We start from the raw sequence: 22,855 nt of genomic DNA, 5'->3' as shown, positions 1-22,855 counted from the left end.
TCCGCAGCGGGGTTGGCGGATGGATCCGATTCCAAGTCGCCCCGCCTACAAGAATGACGACGGGAACGTTCGCATTCCCATCTGGCTGACAAAGAACGGTCGGCACACGGCGGACACGGAAATGGTTCTGCTTCCCTCCGAAGCCGAATTGCTGAGCGAACGGCTGACCGACGCCATCGGCGCCTCTCGGTCGACCCTGCAGGCACTGCTCCACGCCCATGTCATCGCCCAAGGCCCCGGCGTCACCGTTGTGTCCAAGCTCCCCCACTCCGCCTGAGGCGGGCCCCACCGGCTTCCGCCCGCGGCACGGGCGGGGGGCGGCCACGCCCTGTGGTCGCCAGACAATCAGGAAGGCACGCCCATGCAGAACGGAACCGACCTCTACGCGCTCGCCATCGACTGCGCCGCATTCGCCAAGGCGTGCGGCGGCAACACCCACCCCGACGGCGAAGCCTGCGTGACCCTCGCCCGCATCGGCGCGGACGCCTGGGCGCTGGGTGACAGCAAGCGGCCGGGCATGGAGCCGTTGCGCTTCACCACGGCCGAGCTGGACGCCGCGGGGATCGCCCCGGAGCGGTTCGGCCTCTCGGCCTAGAGGGCACCCAGCCGGCCTCGGCCCCTTCCCCCAGGGGCCGAGGCCTCCAACCACACTGAACGGGGTGCCAGTTGCACCATCACTGCTATCTGTGGGCGGGTCCGAAGCAGCGGTTCGACCAGGAAGCCCTTCGTCGTCCCCCACACCCCGAGCCTCCCCCCGCCGGCAGCAAGCCGGAGCTGATCCAGCGGTACCGCGACGTCCTCGCCGACTTCCCCGTATCCGATCTGCCGCCCCTCGAGACGGCCCACTGGCTCATGAAGCCCCAGGATCTGATCCGTGGGACGTGGGACGAGCCGAAGAGGGCTGCGGAATGGCTCGGTGAGCGACTGACCGAGTATGTGCGCCGATTCGCTTCCCCATCGGACCGAGACACCACTCGCATGACCGCGCTGATCAACTCCGCTACTGAGCGTCTTGGTTGGGGTGGCGACATGTCCCTGGGCTTCTACCTCGAACGACCCGCGTTCCTGTCGTTGGCCTTGGTGACGTGCTCCCCCAACAGCACCGCACCCGATCTCGACTGCCCGGCTCCCCGCCCCCAAGTCGCGCCTACGTCAGGGTGAGGCCTGGAAACCGTGAGAGCGACGCGATCGACCCGGCCGAGGCCGCGGTACTGCGGCATGCCCTGGGACAGCTCGCCGCCGCCGGCCTCACCGCGCGGTGAGGCCGGTCGATGGACCAAGCCACCCTCCAGCGGCGTCACCTTTCTGCACGAGCTTGGTGGCACCTGAGGCCCGGCCCGGCTCGCGTAAGAGTGAGCCGGCGGGCCACCCCGCCACCCCCCTGATAGACAGGACCCATGAAGCGCGACGAGCTGTTGTGGTTCCTTCGCAGGTACAAGCTCGCCGTCCAGGCGACAGTAACCCCGGACGGAGCACCCCAGGCCGCGGTCGTCGGATTCGCGGTCACTGACGAGCTCGAGATCGTCTTCGACACCGTCGAGACGACCCGCAAGTGCTTCAACCTGCGTACCGACCCCCGCATCGCGCTCGTGATCGGCTGGGACGACGCGATCACCGCGCAGATCGAGGGCGTCGCGGACTTCCCCACCGGCCCCGAGCTCGAACGCCTTCAGCAGTGCTACTTCGCCGCGTATCCCGACGGCCGGGACCGGCTCGCCTGGCCCGGCATCACCCATGTGCGGGTACGGCCGACCCGGGTGCGGTACAGCGACTTCACCCAGGACCCTCCGCTGGTCGAGGAGCTCGCGATCGGGTGATCGGTCAGCCGTCCAGCCCCTCCGCCAGCACCTCCGCCAGATGCCGCGCCCGCCGCCCCTCCACCTGCTCCAGTTGCGTACGGCAGGAGAAGCCGTCCGCCAGGACCTCCGCGGACTCGCCCGCCGCGCGGACCGCCGGGAGCAGTTGGTCCTCCGCGCACGCCACCGACACCTCGTAGTGGCCCCGCTCGAAGCCGAAGTTGCCCGCGAGTCCGCAGCAGCCGCCGCTCAACTCGCCCTCCAGACCCGCGCGTTCGCGAAGCCTGCGGTCCGCCGCGTCGCCCAGGACCGCGTGCTGGTGGCAGTGCGTCTGGCCCGCCACCGGGCGGTCGATCCGGGGCGGGGTCCAGTCCGGGGCGCACTCCTCCAGGGCCTGGGCGAAGGTGCGTACGGACGAGGCCAGGCGGGCCGCCCGTGGGTCGTCGGACAGGAGCTCCGGCAGATCCGTCTTCAGGGCCGCCGCGCAGCTCGGTTCCAGTACGACGACCGGGACGCCCAGCTCCAGCAGCGGTTCCACCGTGTCCAGCGTGTGGCGCATGACCGTACGGGCCCGGTCGAGCTGGCCCGTGGAGACGTACGTCAGTCCGCAGCAGACCCGGCCCGGCGGCAGGGCGATGCCGATGCCCGCCGACTCCATGACCTGCACCGCCGCCCGGCCCACGGACGGCGACAGATGGTCGGTGAACGTGTCCGGCCACAGCACGGCCGTACGGCCGGCCGCGAAGACCGCCGTCCGGTCACCCATGTGCTCCCGCAGCCAGCGCCGGAACGTCACCGGCGCGAGCCTCGGCAGCTCGCGCTCCGGCGCGATCCCACCCAGCCGTTTCGCGAGCGCCGCCAGCGGCCGGACCCCGGCCGCCGCGTTGGCCACCCGCGCGAACGGCGCCGCCGCCCGCAGCCACACCGGCAGCCACCCCATCGCGTAGTGCGAGGCCGGCCGCCGCCGGCCCGCGTAGTGGTGGTGCAGGAACTCCGCCTTGTACGTGGCCATGTCGACTCCCACCGGGCAGTCGCTCCGGCAGCCCTTGCAGGAGAGACACAGATCCAGCGCGTCCCGCACCTCCTCCGAGCGCCAGCCGTCACGGACGACCTCGCCCGCGAGCATCTCGTGCAGCAGCCGGGCACGGCCGCGCGTCGAGTGGGCCTCCTCGCCCGTGGCGCGGAACGACGGGCACATCACATCCGTACCTGAACTCAGCCCGGCGACACGGCACTTGGCGACGCCCACGCACCGTCGCACCGCCACCGAGAAGTCCCCGCCGTCGTGCGGATAGCCGAAGGCGACCTCCACCGGCTTCTTCGGCAGCACCTCGAAGCGGAGGTTGGCGTCGAGGCGGTCCGGGCGGGCCAGCATCCCCGGGTTCATACCGCCCGCCGGGTCCCACAGGTCCTTGAACCGGCCGAAGAGGCCGACCAGTTCGTCGCCGTACATCTTCGGCAGCAGCTCCGCGCGCGCCTGACCATCGCCGTGCTCCCCCGACAGCGAGCCGCCGTGCGCGACCACGAGCTCCGCCACCTCCTCGGAGAACCGCCGGAAGGCCCGTACGCCCTCCGCACTCATCAGGTCGAAGTCGATACGGACATGAATACAGCCGTCCCCGAAGTGCCCGTACGGCGTACCGCGCAGACCGTGCTCGGCGAGCAGCGCGCGAAAGTCCCGCAGATACGCGCCCAGCCGGGCCGGCGGCACCGCGCAGTCCTCCCACCCCGGCCACGCCTCACCGCCGTCGGCGGTCCTGGTCGCCGTCCCCGCCGCGTCCTCCCGCACCCGCCACAGCGCCCGCATACCGGCCGGGTCGTCCACCACCGTGCCGTCCAGCGCCTCCGCCGCCCGCACGATGCCGTCCGCCCGCGCCCGCGCCTCGGCCGCGGTGTCGCCGCCCGTCTCCACGAAGAGCCAGGCCCCGCCGCGCGGCAGCCCCCGCACGTCCCGCACCAGGTCCTCGGCCATGCCCTCGACGGTCAGCGGGCGGTACGCCAGCAGGCCCGGGGCCGCATCCGCCGCCGCGCTCTCGTCGGCGTAGCCGAGCACGGCGAGCGCCCGTGCGCGCGGCGCCTCGACCAGCCGTACGGTCGCCTCTGTCAGCACCCCCAGCGTGCCCTCGCTGCCGCAGAAGGCCCGCGCCAGATCTACGCCCTTCTCGGGCAGCAGAGCGTCCAGCGCGTAGCCGGAGATACGCCTCGGCAGCCCGTCCGGGAACCCGGTCCGCAGCAGCGCCAGATTCCGGTCGACCAGTTCCCGCAGCCCCGTCGGCGCCCCGCCCTCCCAGCCCTGCCCGAGCCGCAGTTCCGCGCCGCCGTAGGTGAGCACGGACAGATTCCGTACGTTGTCGGCGGTCGTTCCCCACGCCACCGAGTGCGAGCCACACGAATTGTTGCCGATCATCCCGCCGAGCGTGCAGCGGCTGTGCGTGGACGGGTCGGGTCCGAACGTCAGCCCGTGCGGCCGTACGGCGTCCCGCAGGGTGTCCAGGACGACGCCCGGCTGCACCACCGCCGTACGCGCCGCCGCATCCACCGCCACCACCGCCGTCATATGGCGGGTGAAGTCCAGGACGACACCGATGCCGGTGGCCTGACCTGCGATGGAGGTCCCGGCGCCGCGCGGCACCACCGGCACCCCGTGCCGCCGGCACACCTCCAGGGCGGCGGCCACGTCCTCGGCGTCGCGCGGCGCGACGACGCCGACCGGCACACGCCGGTAGTTGGACGCGTCCATGGTCATCAGCGCCCGCGCGGCCGCGCTGAAGTCCACCTCGCCGCGCACCGCCCGGGTGAGCGCGCGCGCCAGTTCGCCCGCCTCCCGGCTCTCCCGCCCGCCCCGGCCGCCCCACCGTCCCTGTCGCTGTTCAGCCATGTGTCTCAGGATGCCCCTGTCTCTCTCGTCACACCGGAAGGAAACGTGCCAGCTGCGCAGGCTGCGCCGCACCGCCCGCAACGAAACCCCACAAGAACTTCCCAATGCGATCGGCAACTCTCCTATAGTGACGACAACTTGATCAGGAACAAGCGGCTCCAGTTACTGCCACCGCCACCCCCGGAAGGCAACACTCGATGACCGGCACCGACGAAATCCGATGACCCGCGTCACGCGGGCGGTCCCTCCGGCGCAGCCCCACCCCACGCTCGCCGGGACGACCGCCAACACTCTGAAGATCGTCGTCGTAGGCGGCTTCGGAGTCGGCAAGACGACCATGGTCCGCTCCGTCAGCGAGATCCGTCCGCTGCACACGGAGGAGGTGATGAGCCGCTCCGGCCGCAGCCTCGACGACACGACTCGCGTACGGAAAAAATCCGACACCACCGTCGCCTTCGACTTCGGCCGGATCACGATCGACGAAAACAGCGTCCTGTACCTCTTCGGCGCCCCCGGCCAGGAACGCTTCTGGTTCCTCTGGGACCGCGTCTTCGCCGGCACGCTCGGCGCGGTCGTCCTCGTCGACACCCGCTGCCTCGACGACGCCGGGTACGCGATCGACCGTCTTGAGCACAACGGCACGCCCTTCATCGTCGCCGTGAACGACTTCGGCGGCCCGTTCCACAGCGACGAGCAGATCCGCGACGCGCTCGCTCTCGGGCCCGAAGTACCGCTGATGGAGTTCGACGCCCGGGACCACTCCTCCAGCAAGTTCGTACTGATCGCGCTGATCGAGCACATGCACGCGCTGTCCTTGCCCCACAAGGACTGAGGCGCAGCTCAGCGGGGCCCCGGCGGCCGAGACGGCCGTCTCATCCGCCGGACCGCGTATCCGTCCTGCCCCCGGACCGGTATACGCTCCCGAACGTGGCTGAGATCCAGATTCCCGCTGACATCAAGCCCGCCGACGGCCGTTTCGGCGCGGGCCCCTCCAAGGTGCGTACGGAGGCGCTGGACGCCCTGGCCGCCACCGGCACCTCTCTCCTCGGTACGTCCCACCGCCAGGCCCCGGTGAAGAACCTGGTCGGCGCGGTGCGCGACGGCGTACGTGACCTCTTCCAGCTCCCCGAGGGCTACGAGGTGATCCTGGGCAACGGCGGCTCCACCGCCTTCTGGGACATCGCGACGTACGGCCTGATCGAGAACAAGTCGCAGCACCTCGCCTTCGGCGAGTTCTCCTCCAAGTTCGCCAAGGCCGCGAAGCTCGCGCCGTGGCTGGCCGAGCCGACCGTCATCTCCTCCGACCCGGGCACGCACCCGGACCCGGAGGCCGAGGCCGGTGTCGACGTCTACGCCTTCACGCACAACGAGACCTCGACCGGCGTCGCGGCCCCGATCAAGCGTGTCGCGGGCGCGGACGAGGGTTCGCTGGTCCTGGTCGACGCCACCTCCGGCGCGGGCGGCCTGCCGGTCGACATCGCCGAGACGGATGTCTACTACTTCGCCCCGCAGAAGTCCTTCGCCTCCGACGGCGGCCTGTGGATCGGTGTCTTCTCCCCGGCCGCACTCGAGCGCGCCGCCCGTATCCACGACTCGGGCCGCCATGTCCCGGAGTTCTTCAGCCTCCCGACGGCGATCGACAACTCGCTGAAGAACCAGACGTACAACACTCCGGCGCTGGCCACGCTCTTCCTCCTGAACGAGCAGCTGACCTGGCTGAACAGCCAGGGCGGCCTGGACTGGTCGGTCCGGCGCACGGCGACGTCCTCGCGGACGCTGTACGGCTGGGCCGAGGCGTCCAAGTACGCGACGCCGTTCGTCATCGACCCGGCGAAGCGCTCGCAGGTCATCGGCACGATCGATTTCGCGGACGAGATCGACGCGGCGGCGGTCGCGAAGGCGCTGCGCGCCAACGGCATCGTCGACACCGAGCCGTACCGCAAGCTGGGCCGCAACCAGCTGCGCGTGGCGATGTTCCCGGCGATCGACCCGGCGGACGTCGAGGCGCTGACGGCGTGCATCGACTACGTGATCGAGAAGCTGTAACCGAAGGCTGTACGACGAGGGGCCCGGGCGCGTGTCGCGTCCGGGCCCCTCGTCCGTGCGCACTCGGCCCCGGATGGGCCACCGCGGGCGTGCTGCCCTCCCTCGCTGTCCAGGAGGGCTCGTCTGCGGTCTGCTGTGGCGCCGGGCGCGACGGGCATCGTGTCACCTGTACGGCGTGCACTCACACGTGCGAGTGACGGGCCGCGCACCGGACACACGGTCGTCCACCGGCCTACGATGATGGTCTCGACACCAGCCACCAGGAGGCCCGCATGTCTGCCGCAGCAGCCGAGCACCCCTGTGACGGCGAGCCGGAGACACTGCTCGAGACGGCCAACCGTCTCGCGGAGCAGCACCCCGGCTACCGCGTCGAGATCATCGGAGGCGTCCTCACCGTGGCCCCACCACCGGACGGTGCCCATGCAAGGGCTTTGACCGACCTCATGATCCCCTTCCTCGCCGCAGGTCTGCACGGCGAGGAGTCAAAGGTGCTCCAGGCGGTCGGCCTCTGGCTGCCGGGAGGTCCGGATGACTACGCCATCCCGGACCTCGCCGTCGTCGATTCCGACTTCGAAGAGCACCTCGTCGAGAACAACTGCTACGACCCGGCCGTCTTCCGGCTGGTGTTGGAAGTCACCTCCAGCAACTACCAGCAGGATCTGCGCAACAAGGTCACCGCCTACGCCGAGGCCAAGATCCCGGCCTACGTGATCGTCGACCGCAAGCACAATCGCGTCCATGTCCTGACGGACCCCATCGCCAACGACTACGACACACACCGCATCCACGCAGCGGGCGAGCAGATCGCCCTCCCCGGGTCGATCGGCGCCGAGGTCAAGCTCGACGTGGCAGCTCTCCTGCAGGCCGGCGAGCGACACAGCTGACACCGCGCCTAGCGGCTCAGTGATGACGGCCGCCCGAGGTACGCCCGCTCGGCGAGTGACCATTCGTGGCACCGGTCGGGCGTCAGCGTCATCGGGAGGCACGACGGTCAGCCGCGCCGCAGCAGACGCTTTACGCCGAGAACAAGCGCGGTGGCGCCGGCGAGGACGATCAGCCCGTACGTGACGGTCCTCTTGTTGCCGCCATCGCTTCCGGCGGCCGAACTCCCGCCCTTGGACGGCGACTTGCTGTCTCCGTCCGAAGCGGAGTCCTTGCCGGTCGGGACCCGCTCCACCCCGCTCTGCTTCCCCTCCGAGCCGAACATCAGCGCTTTCCCGTCCAGCGTGTACGTGACCGACTCGGCCTGCCCCTGAAGCGGCGCGCTCACCCGGTGGTCCGCGCCGAGCTTGCCGTCCTTCCACACGTATCCGCGCGCGCTGAAGTACGAGCGCAGCACCAGCTCCTTGCCGTCGGGCGAGAAGGCCCCGTCCGTCACCCACGGCACCTCCCCGATCCGCCGGAAGACATTGGTCCCGGAGGCGGTGAGTGTGGCGGGGCCCTCGTACAGTCCGCCGCCGCCGTCGTTCTTCGATGCGATGTAGACCCGGCCGGTCTTGGGATGGACCATCAGCGCCTCGGCGTTGCGGGCGCCGTCCGCGTACTTGACGGTGTACTGCGTCGCCCGGACGGTCATGTCCTTGAGGGCCTTGGGCTCGGGGAACTTGTAGATCCAGACGTGGTCCCAGCTGCCGTTGAGGTTGTCGCCGATGTCGCCCACGTACACGTTCCCGTCGGGCCCGACCGAGATGGCCTCCATGTCGCGGGGCTTCCCGACCCCCTCCAGAGTGACCGTCGCGACGGTCTCGCCGGTCTTTGAGTCGACAGCGAAGACGCGCGGCTCGTCCTGGTCGTTGTGCGTCCAGTAGATCCCGGGGTGCGCGCGACTGGCCGCGAGCCCGCTGGACTCCGTGATCCTCGGGTCCTTGATCGTGAAGCCGGAGTCGTCGGAGGCGGCGGGGCCTGCGGCGAGCAGCACGACGGCGGAGGCAACCCCGATGGCGGCGGACCCGGTGACGTACGGAAACGAACGCATGCCCCCCAGCCTGCCATCTCGCGCCGACATGATCAGCTCGCGCCGCCGACGGCCTCGCCCTTGCCGCCGCCCGTTGTCGCCGTGGCCGCCATGGCCGCCATGGCCGCCGTTGTCGCCCTTGCCGCCGTGGCCAGCCTCACATCGCAGATGCGCGGCTTGATCCGACATGATGACCCCCATGCGTTTCATGTTCGTCGGCGACTCCATGACCATCGGACGCGCCGGCGACTACAGCTGGCGCTACCGCATGTGGCAGCACCTCAGCACATCCTTCGACGGCCCGCACGAGATCGTCGGCCCGCGGACCGAGCTGTACGACACGGTGGCGAACGCGCCGGTGTCGTACGCGTACGCCGACCCCGCCTTCCCCGCCGAGGCCCGCCGCCACCTGTCCGGCTGGGGCGAAGGCTGGCTGCACATGGCTCCGCTGATCCGGGAGACGGTCACGGCGGAGAAGGCCGACATCCTGCTGGTCTCGCTCGGCCTGATAGACCTCGGCTTCTACACGGACAGCACCCAAACCGCCCTGAACGCCCGCCAGTTCATCGCCGAGGCCCGCGCGGCCAACCCGCATGTGCGGATGGTCCTGTTGCCGGTCATCCCGAACATACGGGCCCGGTCGGACGCCCCGTTCGCGGCGGAGTGCGCCCGCTTCAACGAACTCCTGGCGAAGGCGGTCGCGGACCTGGACACCGCGGCCTCGCCGATTCTGCTGGCGTCGCCCCCGGAGTCGTACGCCCTCGACACGGACACGTACGACGGTACGCACCCGGGCCCGACGGGCGAACACAAACTGGCGGCGGCGTTCGCGGGGGCGTTGCACGAGGCGTGGGGGCTGGGCGGGCGGTACGGGGCCGTGGCGGCCGGCGTCAGCGCGTCAGGGGTTTGACCGCGCCCCTGACACGCAAGGCAATCGCGAGATCCGCGAAGTCGAGCGCCCGCTCCTTGTCCTCCGTGCCGGACGCGCTGTCGACGAGAGCCTGCGACCACCAGGCGTCGAGGAACGCCACGAAGTCCGGCCCTTCGGACAGCGTGGCCAGCTCACGGTCCAGGTCAGGGAGCCGTTCGGGCTTCAGGGCCGCACGGATCCCCTGGAGGTTGCGCGGAACCATGTCCCCCGTGAAGCCGAGGTCCTGCCGGGCCTCCACCAGGATGTCGCTCCATGTCGCCATGCCCCTACCCCTCTTCTGGACTGTCTGGCGGGCTACGGCAGCAGCGTAGGGCGCGCTACGCACCAGGGACGCCTTCCTGCAGGAGTGTCCGCCAGGACACCGCTCTGGCCGGTGGCCGGGGACGGGAGGCCGGGCCGAGGCGGCACGGGCCGCAGCGGGTCTCGTCCCCCACCGGGCGGAAGACATGGTCCTCCCCCGGCCCCTCGCAGATCACCAGCCCGTGCGGTGTGGGAGCAGCGGCCTCAGGGGCGGCCGGGAGCTTGTGGAGCAGCCGGAAGCGGAGGAAGCCCACCGCCGAGCGGATGCCGTCTGCCGGGAGGCCCGTCGTCAGGGCGTGCCGCAGCTCGGCCGCCGGGATGCCTCGTCGCAGCCATTCCGCCGCCGCGTCCGCCAGCCCTCGCGCCTCCCGTACACCGATGAGGAGTTGCCGGTTGGAGTGGCGCAGCGACAGCAACACCCTCTCGGCAGCCGCAAGTTCGGCCTCCGGCTCGCCTTCGGGAGCGGGAGCGTCCGGGTCTTCGGAGGGTGGGTGGGGAAGGTTCTTCTCCCGTTCTTCTTTGGGAGGAGTGCCGACGATCCGTTCGTCCGGTTCACCGACCGTCGGGGGCCGCTCGTTCGGCGGCTCCTCGGGTGGGGCCCCGTTCCGGAGCCGGGACGCCTCCTCACGCGTGAGGGTGACGTTCGAGAGGAGTTGGTCCGTGGACCAGCGTCCGCCTTCGCCCTGCCACCGCCAGACGTGCAAATACCCGCAGGCTTCGAGGAGTTCCTTCGCCCGCTGGTAGGCGCGGGTCTTCATACCCAACTTTGCCGCGTGTTCGCCGAGAGGCCTCGCCGGCTCACCCTCGGGGAGACCCTGTACGTACAGGAGGAGGATCTTCGCGTCGCTGCTCAGCCCTGGATGGCGTACGACGTCGTGCGAAGCCTTCGTGAAGCGCCGAAGGGGCGCGATAGCATGCCTGAGCATCGCGTGGACCGCTTTCCACTCGTGGTGGTGGAACGCGTTCCACCGTGGTGAAGGTCCTCGGACTGGTGTTGGCGCACCGCCGGGGACCGCCCCGTTTCACGGAGCGTGATGACCCGATCACCGTACAGCACACATGACCGTCTCGTGCAACAACTCCGGCTCTACGAACGGAGCTTCGATTGACGGGCGGGACCGCCAGTCCAGCGGCCACGTCAGCCCGTCGAACGCCGGCACCCCGATGAACGCGGCACTGCGCCCGTACCGACTGAGCGCCCGCGCGCCCGCCGGCCAGGTGTACGCGGAGACGGACTGCGGGGGCAGCAGGAAGTACATGTTCCGCTCACCCGTGGCCTCCCGGACGATTGGCCCGGCGCGGAAATCCGTGAACTGCATGAGTTCGTAAGCCACTTGCTCGGCCAGCATGCCCGCGATGCGTACGGCGTCGAAGTGGATGCCCGCGTGGCGCAGGGCGTGTCCGGATGCAGGCACCCAGGTGGGGGCACTTTCTCGGTTCATGAAGGAGACGATTCCGCGCCGGGGTTCAATGTGACCAGCACCACACGACGGTCGTGCAGGTCTGTGCACTCGGGGAGGACGTTGTGCACTCCAGTGAACGAGGTTCGAGGTCGTTCGGCGCGTTACTGCGCTTCCACCGCGAGCGGGCCGACTTCTCGCAGGAGGCGTTGGCCGGGCGCATCGGATTCTCCAAGTCCCAGGTGGCGATGGTGGAACGGGGAGAGCGGCAGCCGAGGGGCAAGTTCGTGCCGTACGCGGACGAGGTGCTGGGTGCACAAGGTGCACTGGTCGTCGTGGCGGAGAAGGAGTTCAAGGCCAGTGGACTCAGGCAATGGACCGAGGACTTCCTGGTCGAGGAACAGAAAGCGGCCGCCCTCCACACGTACCAGAGTCATTTGATCCCTGGCCTACTCCAGACCGAGGCGTACGCTCGGGCCGTCTGCTACTGCAACTGCTATCCGACACTCGACGATGACGAGATCGAGAAGCGGGTGGCGGCACGGCTGGAGCGCCAGCAGCTCTTCCATCGCAGGCCGCCGCCAAATGTCAGCTACGTGCTGGAGCAGAGCACGCTCACCCGCCCCCTTGGCGGCCCGCCGGTTCTCAAGGAGCAGTTGCATCACATCCTCGATGTAGGACGTCTGCGACATGTCGAGATCCAGGTCATGCCCCACGACAGGCAGGCCCACGCCGGGCTTGCAGGGCCCATGATTTTGCTGGAAACAGCCGAGCGCCGTCAGCTCGCCTATGTAGAGGGACATCGAGGCGGGTATTTCGTAAGCGAACACCCGGACCTGGGAGACATGTTCGGTAAATATGGCATCCTGCGGGCGCAGGCCCTCGATCCAGCAGAGTCCGCGACACTGATCGAACAGGTGGCACAGGGACTATGAGTTCGACCCTCAACTGGTTCAAGAGCAGCTACAGCGACGGCGAAGGCGAATGCGTCGAAGTCGCCGTCGACTGGTTCAAGAGTAGCTACAGCGGTAGTGAGGGCGAGTGCGTCGAGGTGGCCACCTGCCCCGCCACCATCCATGTCCGTGACTCCAAGGACACCACCCGCCCCGCCCTCACCCTCTCCCCCACCGCCTGGACCGCCCTCATCGAGACCGTCAGGCGTACGCCGCCCACCCGGTGATCGCAAACTTGGACCCGTCGCGACGGACCTCCACCGCGCCCGCTCCCCCGAAGTGCGCAGGGACCACCAACTCCCCCTCGTCCGCAGCGCGTTCGAGGACGCTCCTCCTGCTCGCCGCCGCGCGCTCCGCGTCTTCGTCGAAGCAGCTGTTGCAGGACGGTTCGAGGATCTGCACCGGGCTGTGCAGCAGATCGCCGACGAACACCGCCCGGTCGCTCCCGGACGCCAGCCTCAGCACTGCCGAGCCCGGCGTATGGCCGTGCGCGGACTCGAGCGTGAGGTTGGCGTCGATGCGGTGGGTACCCTCCCACAGCACCGCCTGGCCGGAGCGGTGCACCGGCTCGATGCTGTCGGCGAACACCAGCCGCTCGATCTCCCGGCGCTCGGGACCACTTCCGGAGCCGTCCGGGCCGAAGTGAGCGTTGTCGGCCGCCGGAAGCAGGTAGCTTGCGTTCGGGAAGGCGGGCACCCACTCGCCGTCCTGCTCGAGGGTGTTCCAGCCGACGTGATCCGCGTGAATGTGCGTGTTGACCACGACGTCGACCTCCTCCGGCCGCACTCCGGCCTGGTCCAACCGACTCAGGAAGTCCGTCTTCAGGTTGTCGAACGGCGGGGCACCGGGCCGCTGCCGGCCGTTGCCGACCCCCGTGTCGACCAGCACCGTCTTCCCCTCGCTGCGCAGCACCCATGTCTGCACCGTGGCGACGAAGCTGTCACTGTCCGGCTCCCAGAACTCCGGCGCCATCCACTCCTTGTTGTCGCTCCAGACCTCCCCCGGGCAGTCCGGGACAATTGCCCGGGTGGGGCCGAACGGCCCCTGCAACTCCCTGACCCTGATGACCTCGACGTCACCCATCATGATGCGGTCCACGGTCGCCACCTCTCATCGGCTGCTCTGTCCCGGTCGAGCCTAGGAAGGGCATGATGAGCGGCTCAATGCCTGTGCTGCTCAATCGGATACGCGCACGACTCAGCGGTGGTGCGTATCGCTACGCTGGCGCGATGGATGTCGTCAGTGACGCGATCTCGGCCGTCCGCATCGGGCGCCCCTCGTCCAACCGGGTCCGGATAGCCGGAACTTGGTGTTCCCGCTTCGACGCGTACGACGGAGCAGGCTTCCACGTCGTACTGGAAGGCAGCTGCTGGCTGCAGCCCGACCGCGGCTCAGCGGTCTCCCTCGGCACGGGCGATGTGGTGCTCCTGCCGCACGGCGCGGGCCATGTGCTCGCCGACAGCCCCGCCGACCGGCGCGTGCTCGAGGCGGCGGTCCCCTTCGAGCGCTGGGTCGACGGACACGGACTGCGGATGGCCGCGCCTCCACCACCGCCCGCGGACGCACCTGGCGCGGCGGAGCTGCTGTGCGGCAAGTACCGGCTCGACCGCAGCCATACGCACCCCCTGATGGCGGAGCTGCCGGACATCGTCCATCTGCCGAACCGCGTCGGCAGCCACCCGGAACTGCGCGCGGCGATCGACCTGCTCGGCCGGGAGATCGGCGCCCACCGCCCCGGCACGGGCGTGGTCGTCCCCGGGCTGCTCGACCTGCTGCTCGTCTACATGGTGCGGGCCTGGATGACGGACGGCGCCTACAGCGCCAGCGGCTGGCCCGCGGCGCTGAACGACCCGGTGGTGGCCGGGGCGCTGCGCCTGCTGCACGAGGATCCAGCCCAGCAGTGGGGCAATGATCAACTCGCCGCGCAGGTAGGCGTATCCCGGGCCACTCTCGCGCGCCGGTTCACCACCCTGGTCGGCCGCCCGCCGATGGCCTACCTGGGATGGTGGCGGCTGACCCGTGCGGCCGCCCTGCTACGCGACACCCAGGAGCCGCTGGACATCATCGCCCGTCAGGTCGGCTACGGCTCGCCGTATGCCCTCTCCCATGCCTTCAGCCGACAGTTCGGCACGACGCCGGGGCGATTTCGTGCGCAAGCGGCGTCACCGGTGAGTGGGTGACGCCGCCTCGCGGTCCGTACCCGGCCGTCAGAAGACGAACGGGCCGGGGAATCGCGGGGTTGGCGTTGCCGGTGAACGTCGCCGTGTCCGAGCCGTTCTTGGTGAGCGTGAGGGTGGATTTGACGGAGTTCGCCGAGAGGTCGATAAGCGAGGTGATGGCCGAGGTGGACACGAGCGTTGCGGTGTCGGAGCCGAACGGGGGACCCCGGGCCTGATGGGCAGTCAGCGACTGCTGGCACTGCGGCATGCACACCTCAAGAACACAAGGCCGGTCCCATGAGCCGTGACCGGCACCGGCACCGGCACCGGCACGGCCAAATCCAGCCGCGGCATCGTCACCCCCCGTACGGGCAATCGGTCGCCAACTGCCTTTACAGAAAGGGTCTGTTGTAGATCGGCCGACGGAACTACGCTGGCGCGATCACAACGCCTGCAGAAAGGCTCCACACCATGCGCAAGCTCAGCCGCGTCGCCGCAGTCGCCGGCGCCGCCGCCGCGATCGCCCTCGGCAACGTCTCCAGCGCCGAGGCCGCGAGCACCTGGTACGCCTACGCGCACACCTCCGGAACCGCGTACGGAACGTTTACGGACGACGGTGACACGTTCAGAGCCTGCGACACCAAGTCGGACGGCCTGGGCGTCTGGCTGAAGATCACTGCCACCTGGTACGCGGGCCCCAACGACGTGCCGTACACCGGCAGCTTCGAGCGGTACTTCACGCCGAATGCCGGCAACTGCACCAACTACACGCACGGCAACCTCGTCGAGGACCGCACGGTCAAGCTCACCGTCTGTCTCGGCAACACGGTCAATGGCAGCACCAGCCGCTTCGACTGCGGCTCGACCATCACCGCCAAGTCCTGACGCTCCCCGGCCGCTGCCCGAGTCAAGCCGTGCGGACGCGCGAGCCGCGGCCGCACGGCCACGCCGTCCTTACGCGGACCGCGATGCTGCTGCAACCCTTCAAGAGCAGCTACAGCAGCGGCGACCAGGACGAGTGCGTCGAAGTCGCCGTCGACTGGTTCAAGAGCAGCTACAGCGGCGACCAGGGCGAGTGCGTCGAGGTGGCCACCTGCCCCGCCACCATCCATGTCCGTGACTCCAAGGACACCACCCGCCCCGCCCTCGCCCTCTCCCCCACCGCCTGGACCGCCTTCATCGAGGCTGTCAGGTAGGCCGGTTGGCCCAGGTAGCACGGTTGTCGTCGCCCCCTCCCCTCGCCCTCACGCTCGCAAATCGTCGCCTTCTGAGCCAGGACCCGATGCAGGGCCGGACAGAGGCGGGTGTCTTCTCGAGTACGCCTACGAGGCTGGAGAACGGACCCGGCGCGCCTGGCAACCGCACTCAGAATTAAGATCACTTACTCATTCGCAAGGGGGAAGCATGCGCAAGATCATCACTGGTTCGGCTCTGGTCCTGGCCACGGCTCTGCTGACGGGATGCGGCGGCGACGACGGCCCGGCGACCACCGACAAGTCCGCGAAGGCGGACGCGAGCGGGAAGTCGCAATCTGAGGCCGGGAGCGGCGAGGTCAAGCACGAGGTCACCCTCGAAGTCCTTGGTACCGGCACCTCACAGGTCTACTACAACCTCGACACCAACAAGATGGAGAAGGTGACGCTGCCCTGGAAGAAGACGGCGACGATCACCTTGACGACCGACGCCGAGAAGAGGATCGGCACTTCCGTTTCCGTCGTCCCCGGCTCCGTGACCGGCTCCGACGGCATGCTGCACCCCGCGGCCTGCGTCATCACCGTTGACGGGAAGAAGGTCTCGGACAACCAGGGCGGCAAGTCGAACAAGATGTGCGAGGCCAAGGTGAAGTGAGGCTCCCCGGTTGGGCGTGACGCCACGCCGACCCGGCCGGCGCGGACAGGTCGAACACAAGGCGACGCCACCTGCGGCCCCGGGCGTTTGTCGACGGGAATCTCTCGCCTCGAAGCACTGCGTCCCGCCGCCTGATTGCGACGGGACGCAGCAGGGCCCATCATTTCGCGACAGTGTCCACGCGAGTACGTGACGCCGCCCCGAGCCGACACCCGGCGGTCAGAACACGAACGGACCGGGAGCCTGCGCCGAAGTGGCGTTGCAGGTCGCGGTGATGCCGAAGACGACGACCTGCAGCGACTTGGCCTCCAGGCTGTCTCCCGAGGCGACCGTTCCGGTGAGCGGCCCGGTGGACACATCGCCCCCGGCGGGGATCGCCGGGTTGGAATTACCGGTGAACGTCGATGTTCCGGAGCCGTTCTTGGTCAGCGTGAGCGTCGACTTGACCGAGTTCGCTCCGATGTCGATGGGTGATTTGATGGCCGAGGTGGACAGGCTGATGGTCGCGGCCGTCCCGTCCTGAGTGGCGGTGAGCGTCGCCGTGCCCGAGCCGAACGATCCGCAGTCGAACGAGATGGTGGCGGTGTCCGGCGTCACCGCGTTCGCGGCTGGTGCCATCACGAGCGCGCCTGCGGCCAGTACGCCGGTGCTCACTAATACGCCGAATCCGAGTCTGCCGTGCTTCATGGGGTCCCGCCTTCATGTGGGGGTTACGGGCTGGCGTCGCCGACTGCCACTGCGCGGGCTCGCGGGATCCGTGGGGTGGGGGGTGTGGGGTGGGGGGTTACCCAGGGGCTCGATCCCCGCGCCGGCAAAAGATGGGCCTGATGGGCAGTCAGTGACAATTGCATTGGGGCACGGGCTCCCTGAGATAGCAAGGCCGATCGCGGTGACTGTTGACATGCACCGGCCAGATCCGGCCGCGTTCTGACAGACCCACGCGAGTGGGGTTCGCCCACGCTCACCGGCGAAACCACCCGTTTGCCTCCCAAGAAGCACTGCTACCGGGTGATCTCATGGTGCGTGCTGACCCGGACCGGGTCGCGAGCCCGGTCCATGTCCTTGCACCAAGGACGGCCGCATCCTCACCTGCTTTCTCGTGGACTTCCGCGGCCGTTCGTCCCCCCATGTCGCCCTCGAACCGACAGCGGACACCCGCGAAGCGCAACGTTGCGTTCGCACGCCCGGGTTCACGACGACACCGAGTAAGCGGAAGGCGATGTGCATGGCAATCAATGGTGCCCGTACCACCGATTTCCGAAGACCACACCTTCAACGACTGACGGCGACGATCGCGTTTCTTCTCGGGCTGGCCCTGCTCTGTTCGGCGGCAGTCCTGACAATGGCGACCAGCGCACGCGCGGCTACCGCACCGGGCCTGGGAGCCGCCGCAAGCTTCGGGGTGCTGGCCGGCTCGGAGGTCACCAACAGCGGCCCCACCTACATCCACGGGGATGTGGGCGTCAGCCCGGGAACCATGGTCGGTGGCTTCCCACCCGGAATCGTGAACGGCTCGATTTACACGGCCGCAGCCGCAGCCCAGGCGCAGCTCGACCTGACCGACGCATACGACAACGCCGCGGGGCAAATCCCGAGCACCCCCGTGGCAGGAGACCTCGGTGGCCAGACCCTCATCCCGGGCACCTACAAATCCACGAGCACGCTCGGCGTCACCGGGACGCTTACGCTCGACGCCCAGGGGGATCCCAACGCGGTCTTCCTCTTCCAGGTCGGATCGTCGCTGAACATCAGCACCAACAGCACCATCGCGCTCATCAATGGCGCTCAGCCGTGCAACGTCTTCTGGCAGGTCGGCATCACGGCGAGCCTGATGACAAATGCGTCCTTCCAGGGCACGATCATGGCGCTGACCTCGATCACGGTGGGCGCCAACGCCAGGGTCGAGGGCCGGCTACTCGCACGGAACGCCGAGGTGACGCTCCTGAACGACGTGGTCCTCCGGCCGAGCTGCATCATCGGGCCGTCAGGGGCGCCGGGACCCAGCGGCCCCGCCGGACCGAGCGGACCAAGCGGCGCACCGGGCTCCACCGGACCAAGCGGCGCACCCGGATCCCCCGGACCGAGCGGACCAAGCGGCGCACCGGGCTCCACCGGACCAAGCGGCGCACCCGGATCCCCCGGACCGAGCGGACCAAGCGGCGCACCCGGAATTCCCGGCCCCGCCGGCCCCAGCGGACCAAGCGGCACGCCCGGAATTCCCGGCCCCGCCGGCCCCAGCGGACCAAGCGGCGCACCCGGATCCATCGGCCCATCTGGCCCCGCCGGCCCCAGCGGACCAAGCGGCGCACCCGGATCCATCGGCCCATCTGGCCCCGCCGGCCCCACCGGACCAAGCGGAGTACCCGGATCCCCCGGCCCCACCGGACCAAGCGGAGTACCCGGATCCCCCGGCCCCACCGGACCAAGCGGAGTACCCGGATCCGCCGGCCCATCCGGCCCCAGCGGCCCCGCTGGACCTACGGGCCCGACCGGACCGAGCGGCGCGCCGGCAGAACCACCCGGAGGACCCGGTCCGACTGGTCCCCCAACCAGTCCCCCCGGAACTACGAAGCCGCCCAAACCGACCGGCAAGCCTGGAACGGGCCGTCCGCACGACGGCCACTCCAAGCCGGGCAAACCACATGAAACCGGACCCCACAAGCCGACACATCCCCACGACTCAAAGGGCCCCGATCATCTGGCGGACACCGGCTCAGGCGACCTTCACGCTTCAATGGCGGGCATGGGGGCAGCGCTGCTCATCGCGGGCGGCCTGGGCATGCGCCGTACCAAGAAGCGCACCCCCGACACCCGATCAGGCAGTCATGACGGGTAGCAAGGCAGTTCAAGCAACCGACCGGTAGTGCACATCGCTACCGTCCGCCCCCGTCCACGGACAAGTTCACCCGTGGACGGGGGCGCTGTCGTCAGGGGTCGAGACGGGAGAGGCCGTCACCCCACTACGCCCGCGTCAGCCGGTTCGCGAACGTCGACATCGTGTACGTCCCGATGCCCATCACCACCTCCAGCGCGTTCTGCTCCGTATAGCCCTGCGCCAGGAACGCCCCCAGTTCCTCGTCGCCCACGCCCCCTGCCGTACGCAGTACCTCCAGCGCGAACTGCCGCACCCCTTCAAGCCGTTCGTCGTCGAGCGGCTTCTGCTCGCACAGTGCGGCGATCAACTCCTCCTCCGCGCCCAGCGACCGCAGCTTGCCGGTGTGCATGGCGACGCACACATGACACTCGTTGCGCGTCGCGACCGTCATGACGACCACCTCGCGCGCGACCGGCTCCAAGGTCGTCTGCTCGAACATGGCGCTGAGCTTCAGGAAGCCGTCCAGCAGGTGCGGTGACGCGGCGAGCTTGGCGACCGCGGACGGCAGATGGCCAAGGTGCTTGATGGTCGACTCCATGGAACGGCGCGACGCGGCCGGAGCCGATTCCAGGGTGTGTTCGGTGAACATGTGGTGGCTCCTATAATCGACAACGTGGTTGACGATAAAAAGGTAAACCAGGTTGTCGAAATGCGCAACGGCCTTGCCGACACGCCGGGTTACGAGCTGCCCCTGCTCCTCTTCGCCGGGTTCAGATCCCTGATCGACCGGCTCCACGCCGAGCTGGCCGAGCAGGGCCACCCGGACGTCCGGCCCGCGCACGGCTTCGCCATGCAGGCGATCGGCGCGGGCGGCGCGACCGCGAGCGAGATCGGACGGCGGCTCGGCGTCTCCAAGCAGGCGGCCGGCAAGACGGTCGACCGGCTCGTGGCACTCGGCTATGCCGTACGCGCCGACGACCCCGCCGACGCCCGCCGCAAGCTCGTCCGCCTCACCCCGCACGGCATCGACGCGCTGACCCGTTCGGCCGCGATCTTCGACGAACTGCGCGCGGAGTGGGCCCGCACGCTGGGCGCGCGGCGCGTGGTCGAGATGGAGGAGGCGCTGCGTACGGTCGTCCCGGCGGAGGCGTTCCGGCTCGACGCCGCGGGCTGGTTCGGCGGCGCGTGACGTCTTCTCGACACCGGCGTGTCCCGGTCACCGTGCGTATCGTTGTACTGCGCGGCTGCATGCGACCCCGCTGCAGCGGGGAGGAGCGCCACGATGACCGTCGTAGAGAGCGGCAGGATCGACATGGCCGACGACAACGCCGAGCGCTTGGACGAGTGGTTCGAGAGGCTTGAGCAGATGCCCGTCCCCGAAGGATTCAAGGTTGAGATCGTCGGGGGAAGCGTCTTCATGTCGCCGCAGCGGAACGCCCATTGGCAGATCATCCGCAGGATCGTCAGTGCACTGGAAGACAAGTTCGGCATGGATGTCGAGGTGCTGTCGGACGTGCGCATCGATTTCCCCGGCCCGGAGAACGGCTTCTGCCCTGACGTGGCAAAGCTCCGCGACGGAGCGGTGCCGGACAGCCGAGGCCGCTGGCGCTTCGAGGACGTGGAGTTCATCGCCGAGGTGATTTCCAAGGGCACCGCCCTCAACGACTACGGCCCCAAGAAGATCGCCTACGCCGTCGCCGAAGTCCCCGTCTTCTTGATCGTTGACCCGTACACCGGTAAGTGTCTCCTCCACACCCAGCCCAAGGACGGGGACTACATGACCGAGACGAAGGCCGCTTTCGGGCAGCCGGTCGACCTCACCAGCACACCCCTCGGCCTCACCCTCCCCACCGAGAAATTCCCCCGCGACTGACCCCGACGTACCGCCTCGTGCCGTTGGGCTGGTTCGGCGGCGTGTGACGAGTTCTCGACACCGGCGTGTCCCGGTCACCGTGCGTATCGTTGTACTGGCGGCTGCATGCGATCGAGCGGCAGCGGGGAGGAGCGCCACGATGACCGTCGTAGAGACCGACAGGATCGAGATGGCCGACAGCAGCGACGAGCTCAGCTTGGACCGGATGTTCGAGTGGCTCGAGAAGATGCCCGTCCCCGAGGGATTCAAGGTAGAGATCGTCGGGGGGAACATCTTCATGTCGCCGCAACGGCAGACCCACTGGGAAATCATCTTCGACATCGCCCAGCAACTGAATGCCGCATACCCCCGGAATCGGCTGGCAGCCGACGTACGCATCGACTTCCCCGGGCATCTCAACGGCTTCGCCTGTGATGTGGCAGCGATGGCAGAACGATCGGTGAAGGATCAGAACGGGCGTTGGCGCTACCAGGACATCGAGTTCGTAGCCGAGGTCATCTCCAAGAACACCGCCACCAATGACTACGGCCCCAAAAAGGCTGCCTACGCCGACGCAGGCGTCCCCGTCTACCTCATCGTGGACCCGTACACAGGCAGGTCCCATCTCCACACCCAGCCCAAGGAGGGGGACTACCTCAGCGAGCTGACCGTCGGCTTCGGCGCACCGCTCGACCTGACCGGCACTCCCGTAGGACTCACCCTCACGACCGACGAATTCCCCCGCGACTGACCAGCGGCCATCCTTGCCTGGAGCGTGCTCCAAGGCGTTGGCTTGGTACCCATGAAGTACACACAACTCGGACGTACCGGACTCAAGGTCAGCCGACTCGTCCTCGGGACGATGAACTTCGGGCCGCAGACCGACGAGGCCGACAGCCACACGATCATGGACGCCGCGCTCGGCGCAGGCATCAATCTCTTCGACACCGCCAATGTCTACGGGTGGGGCGAGAACAAGGGCCGCACCGAGGAGATCATCGGCAGCTGGATCGCCAAGGGCGGCGACCGTCGCGACAAGGTCGTCCTCGCCACCAAGGTCTACGCGAACATGGGCCCCGAGGGCGACGCCTGGCCCAACTACGACCGGCTCTCCGCACTCAACATCCGCCGCGCGGTCGAGGCGAGCCTCAAGCGGCTGCGGACCGACCACATCGACATCTACCAGTTCCATCACATCGACCGCCGCACGCCGGTCGAGGAGACCTGGCAGGCGATCGACACCCTGATCCAGCAGGGCAAGATCATTTACGCGGGCTCGTCCAACTTCCCCGGGTGGCGGATCGCCCAGACCAATGAGACGGCCCGCCGCCTCGGCTCGTACGGGCTGGTCAGCGAGCAGTGCCTGTACAACCTCGCCGAGCGCCGCGCCGAGATGGAGGTCATCCCGGCCGCGCAGGAGTACGGCCTCGGGGTCATCCCCTGGTCGCCGCTGCACGGCGGGCTGCTCGGCGGTGTGATCCGGAAGGAGCGCGAGGGCGGGGCGGGGCGCAGCGCGTCCGGACGCTCGGCGGACGCGCTCGCCAACACCGAGGTGCGTGCGCAGATCCAGGCGTACGAGGACCTGCTCGACAAGCACGGCCTTGAGCCCGGCGAGGTGGCGCTGGCCTGGCTGCTCAGCCGGCCGGGAGTCACCGGGCCCATCGTCGGCCCGCGTACGGCGGACCAGCTGGCCTCCGCGCTGCACGCCGTCGAGCTGGAGCTGAGCGAGGAACTGCTGTCCGCGCTGGACGAGATCTTCCCGGGGCCGGGGCCCTCGCCGGAGGCCTTCGCCTGGTGACGGGCGCAGGCGTGGTCGGTCAGGCTTGGGGCGTGTTTCCAGAAGTCCCGCCGCCCGCGGCACGCCCCAGAGGCTACTGACCGACCACGGCCGCCACGGCGACGATCGCGAACATCAGCACAAGC

General features: G+C 69.1%; 26 protein-coding genes and 1 pseudogene. 19 read left to right on the top strand and 8 right to left on the bottom strand.

The features are described from left to right. Positions 1–121: 121 nt before the first annotated feature. From ACFYXH_RS09230 to ACFYXH_RS09215, 4 genes are all read left to right on the top strand, one after another. Entirely contained in the window at positions 122–277 is a 156-nt protein-coding gene (locus tag ACFYXH_RS09230; protein ID WP_389561464.1) for a hypothetical protein, read from the top strand. Between the two features lie 84 nt (positions 278–361). Beyond that, entirely contained in the window at positions 362–595 is a 234-nt protein-coding gene (locus tag ACFYXH_RS09225; protein ID WP_389561463.1) for a DUF397 domain-containing protein, read from the top strand. A gap of 71 nt (positions 596–666) precedes the next feature. Next, on the top strand, positions 667–1,161 hold the full coding sequence (locus tag ACFYXH_RS09220) for a hypothetical protein (protein WP_389561462.1): 495 nt from the start codon (positions 667–669) through the stop codon (positions 1,159–1,161). A 236-nt stretch (positions 1,162–1,397) separates the two neighbouring features. Beyond that, positions 1,398–1,817, top strand: a complete 420-nt coding sequence (locus tag ACFYXH_RS09215) for a pyridoxamine 5'-phosphate oxidase family protein (RefSeq protein WP_389561461.1) — start codon at positions 1,398–1,400, stop codon at positions 1,815–1,817. Between the two features lie 4 nt (positions 1,818–1,821). Here ACFYXH_RS09215 and ACFYXH_RS09210 read toward each other — a convergent pair whose 3' ends face one another. Further along, positions 1,822–4,674: an FAD-binding and (Fe-S)-binding domain-containing protein gene (locus tag ACFYXH_RS09210; RefSeq protein ID WP_389561460.1), complete on the bottom strand. Its 2,853-nt coding sequence runs from the start codon at positions 4,672–4,674 to the stop codon at positions 1,822–1,824. A gap of 220 nt (positions 4,675–4,894) precedes the next feature. Here ACFYXH_RS09210 and ACFYXH_RS09205 point away from each other — a divergent pair, with 220 nt between their 5' ends. The 3 genes from ACFYXH_RS09205 to ACFYXH_RS09195 all read left to right on the top strand — a co-directional run bounded on the left by ACFYXH_RS09205 (position 4,895) and on the right by ACFYXH_RS09195 (position 7,604). Then, positions 4,895–5,506, top strand: a complete 612-nt coding sequence (locus ACFYXH_RS09205; RefSeq protein WP_389561459.1) for an ATP/GTP-binding protein — start codon at positions 4,895–4,897, stop codon at positions 5,504–5,506. A 95-nt stretch (positions 5,507–5,601) separates the two neighbouring features. After that, positions 5,602–6,720 carry a phosphoserine transaminase gene (gene serC, locus ACFYXH_RS09200; RefSeq protein WP_362681723.1) on the top strand — a complete coding sequence of 373 codons (1,119 nt, stop codon included), beginning with the start codon at positions 5,602–5,604 and terminating at the stop codon, positions 6,718–6,720. A 272-nt stretch (positions 6,721–6,992) separates the two neighbouring features. Next, entirely contained in the window at positions 6,993–7,604 is a 612-nt protein-coding gene (locus ACFYXH_RS09195) for a Uma2 family endonuclease (RefSeq protein WP_389561458.1), read from the top strand. A gap of 107 nt (positions 7,605–7,711) precedes the next feature. Here the strand turns inward: ACFYXH_RS09195 and ACFYXH_RS09190 are convergent, their stop codons facing one another. Beyond that, positions 7,712–8,695 carry a WD40 repeat domain-containing protein gene (locus ACFYXH_RS09190; RefSeq protein WP_389561457.1) on the bottom strand — a complete coding sequence of 328 codons (984 nt, stop codon included), beginning with the start codon at positions 8,693–8,695 and terminating at the stop codon, positions 7,712–7,714. Positions 8,696–8,873: 178 nt separating this feature from the next. Here ACFYXH_RS09190 and ACFYXH_RS09185 point away from each other — a divergent pair, with 178 nt between their 5' ends. Continuing rightward, on the top strand, positions 8,874–9,584 hold the full coding sequence (locus tag ACFYXH_RS09185; protein ID WP_389561456.1) for a GDSL-type esterase/lipase family protein: 711 nt from the start codon (positions 8,874–8,876) through the stop codon (positions 9,582–9,584). Here ACFYXH_RS09185 and ACFYXH_RS09180 read toward each other — a convergent pair. The 3 genes from ACFYXH_RS09180 to ACFYXH_RS09170 all read right to left on the bottom strand — a co-directional run bounded on the left by ACFYXH_RS09180 (position 9,565) and on the right by ACFYXH_RS09170 (position 11,347). Then, on the bottom strand, positions 9,565–9,867 hold the full coding sequence (locus ACFYXH_RS09180; RefSeq protein WP_389561455.1) for a hypothetical protein: 303 nt from the start codon (positions 9,865–9,867) through the stop codon (positions 9,565–9,567). The genes ACFYXH_RS09185 and ACFYXH_RS09180 overlap by 20 nt on opposite strands. A gap of 55 nt (positions 9,868–9,922) precedes the next feature. Continuing rightward, positions 9,923–10,831 (bottom strand): hypothetical protein, encoded by a 909-nt coding sequence (locus ACFYXH_RS09175; protein ID WP_389561454.1) that lies wholly within the window; start codon positions 10,829–10,831, stop codon positions 9,923–9,925. 117 nt (positions 10,832–10,948) lie between these two features. Beyond that, positions 10,949–11,347, bottom strand: a complete 399-nt coding sequence (locus ACFYXH_RS09170; RefSeq protein WP_389561453.1) for a hypothetical protein — start codon at positions 11,345–11,347, stop codon at positions 10,949–10,951. Positions 11,348–11,430: 83 nt separating this feature from the next. Here ACFYXH_RS09170 and ACFYXH_RS09165 point away from each other — a divergent pair, with 83 nt between their 5' ends. Beyond that, positions 11,431–12,240: a helix-turn-helix domain-containing protein gene (locus tag ACFYXH_RS09165; RefSeq protein ID WP_389561452.1), complete on the top strand. Its 810-nt coding sequence runs from the start codon at positions 11,431–11,433 to the stop codon at positions 12,238–12,240. Continuing rightward, positions 12,237–12,485 carry a DUF397 domain-containing protein gene (locus ACFYXH_RS09160; protein WP_389561451.1) on the top strand — a complete coding sequence of 83 codons (249 nt, stop codon included), beginning with the start codon at positions 12,237–12,239 and terminating at the stop codon, positions 12,483–12,485. Before ACFYXH_RS09165 ends, ACFYXH_RS09160 begins: the two co-directional genes overlap by 4 nt. Here ACFYXH_RS09160 and ACFYXH_RS09155 read toward each other — a convergent pair. Next, positions 12,460–13,344, bottom strand: a complete 885-nt coding sequence (locus tag ACFYXH_RS09155) for an MBL fold metallo-hydrolase (RefSeq protein ID WP_389561820.1) — start codon at positions 13,342–13,344, stop codon at positions 12,460–12,462. The two genes, ACFYXH_RS09160 and ACFYXH_RS09155, sit on opposite strands and share 26 nt — an antisense overlap. Before the next feature lie 143 nt (positions 13,345–13,487). On the opposite strand from ACFYXH_RS09155, the gene ACFYXH_RS09150 reads away from it, so the two are divergent. From ACFYXH_RS09150 to ACFYXH_RS09135, 4 genes are all read left to right on the top strand, one after another. Further along, positions 13,488–14,438 carry a cupin domain-containing protein gene (locus tag ACFYXH_RS09150; protein ID WP_389561450.1) on the top strand — a complete coding sequence of 317 codons (951 nt, stop codon included), beginning with the start codon at positions 13,488–13,490 and terminating at the stop codon, positions 14,436–14,438. Between the two features lie 450 nt (positions 14,439–14,888). Next, positions 14,889–15,302 (top strand): hypothetical protein, encoded by a 414-nt coding sequence (locus tag ACFYXH_RS09145; protein ID WP_389561449.1) that lies wholly within the window; start codon positions 14,889–14,891, stop codon positions 15,300–15,302. 83 nt (positions 15,303–15,385) lie between these two features. Then, positions 15,386–15,613: a DUF397 domain-containing protein gene (locus tag ACFYXH_RS09140; RefSeq protein ID WP_389561448.1), complete on the top strand. Its 228-nt coding sequence runs from the start codon at positions 15,386–15,388 to the stop codon at positions 15,611–15,613. 208 nt (positions 15,614–15,821) lie between these two features. Next, positions 15,822–16,265, top strand: a complete 444-nt coding sequence (locus tag ACFYXH_RS09135) for a hypothetical protein (protein ID WP_389561447.1) — start codon at positions 15,822–15,824, stop codon at positions 16,263–16,265. Positions 16,266–16,484: 219 nt separating this feature from the next. On the opposite strand, the gene ACFYXH_RS09130 is transcribed toward ACFYXH_RS09135, so the two are convergent. Beyond that, positions 16,485–16,952: a hypothetical protein gene (locus tag ACFYXH_RS09130; RefSeq protein WP_389561446.1), complete on the bottom strand. Its 468-nt coding sequence runs from the start codon at positions 16,950–16,952 to the stop codon at positions 16,485–16,487. A 532-nt stretch (positions 16,953–17,484) separates the two neighbouring features. Here ACFYXH_RS09130 and ACFYXH_RS09125 point away from each other — a divergent pair. Further along, positions 17,485–18,162: pseudogene (locus tag ACFYXH_RS09125) on the top strand (ice-binding family protein); the annotation flags it as partial. Between the two features lie 1,063 nt (positions 18,163–19,225). Here ACFYXH_RS09125 and ACFYXH_RS09120 read toward each other — a convergent pair. After that, complete coding sequence (locus ACFYXH_RS09120; protein ID WP_389561445.1) at positions 19,226–19,729, bottom strand: carboxymuconolactone decarboxylase family protein; 504 nt, start codon at positions 19,727–19,729, stop codon at positions 19,226–19,228. 60 nt (positions 19,730–19,789) lie between these two features. On the opposite strand from ACFYXH_RS09120, the gene ACFYXH_RS09115 reads away from it, so the two are divergent. The 4 genes from ACFYXH_RS09115 (at position 19,790) to ACFYXH_RS09100 (ending at position 22,730) form a co-directional block, all read left to right on the top strand. Beyond that, positions 19,790–20,269 carry a MarR family winged helix-turn-helix transcriptional regulator gene (locus ACFYXH_RS09115; RefSeq protein WP_389561819.1) on the top strand — a complete coding sequence of 160 codons (480 nt, stop codon included), beginning with the start codon at positions 19,790–19,792 and terminating at the stop codon, positions 20,267–20,269. A gap of 93 nt (positions 20,270–20,362) precedes the next feature. Then, the gene (locus ACFYXH_RS09110) at positions 20,363–20,953 is read left to right on the top strand and encodes a Uma2 family endonuclease (RefSeq protein ID WP_389561444.1); all 591 of its coding nucleotides are present in this window, start codon (positions 20,363–20,365) and stop codon (positions 20,951–20,953) included. Between the two features lie 139 nt (positions 20,954–21,092). After that, a complete protein-coding gene (locus ACFYXH_RS09105; protein WP_385300441.1) occupies positions 21,093–21,683 on the top strand; it encodes a Uma2 family endonuclease in 591 nt (196 codons plus the stop codon). Positions 21,684–21,734: 51 nt separating this feature from the next. Continuing rightward, positions 21,735–22,730 (top strand): aldo/keto reductase, encoded by a 996-nt coding sequence (locus tag ACFYXH_RS09100; RefSeq protein ID WP_389561443.1) that lies wholly within the window; start codon positions 21,735–21,737, stop codon positions 22,728–22,730. Positions 22,731–22,855 lie beyond the last annotated feature (125 nt).

Source organism: Streptomyces sp. NPDC002730 (assembly GCF_042888805.1).
Taxonomy (GTDB): Bacteria; Actinomycetota; Actinomycetes; order Streptomycetales; family Streptomycetaceae; genus Streptomyces.
Note: the sequence above shows the minus strand (reverse complement) of the source record. Positions and strands in the feature narration are given on the sequence as shown.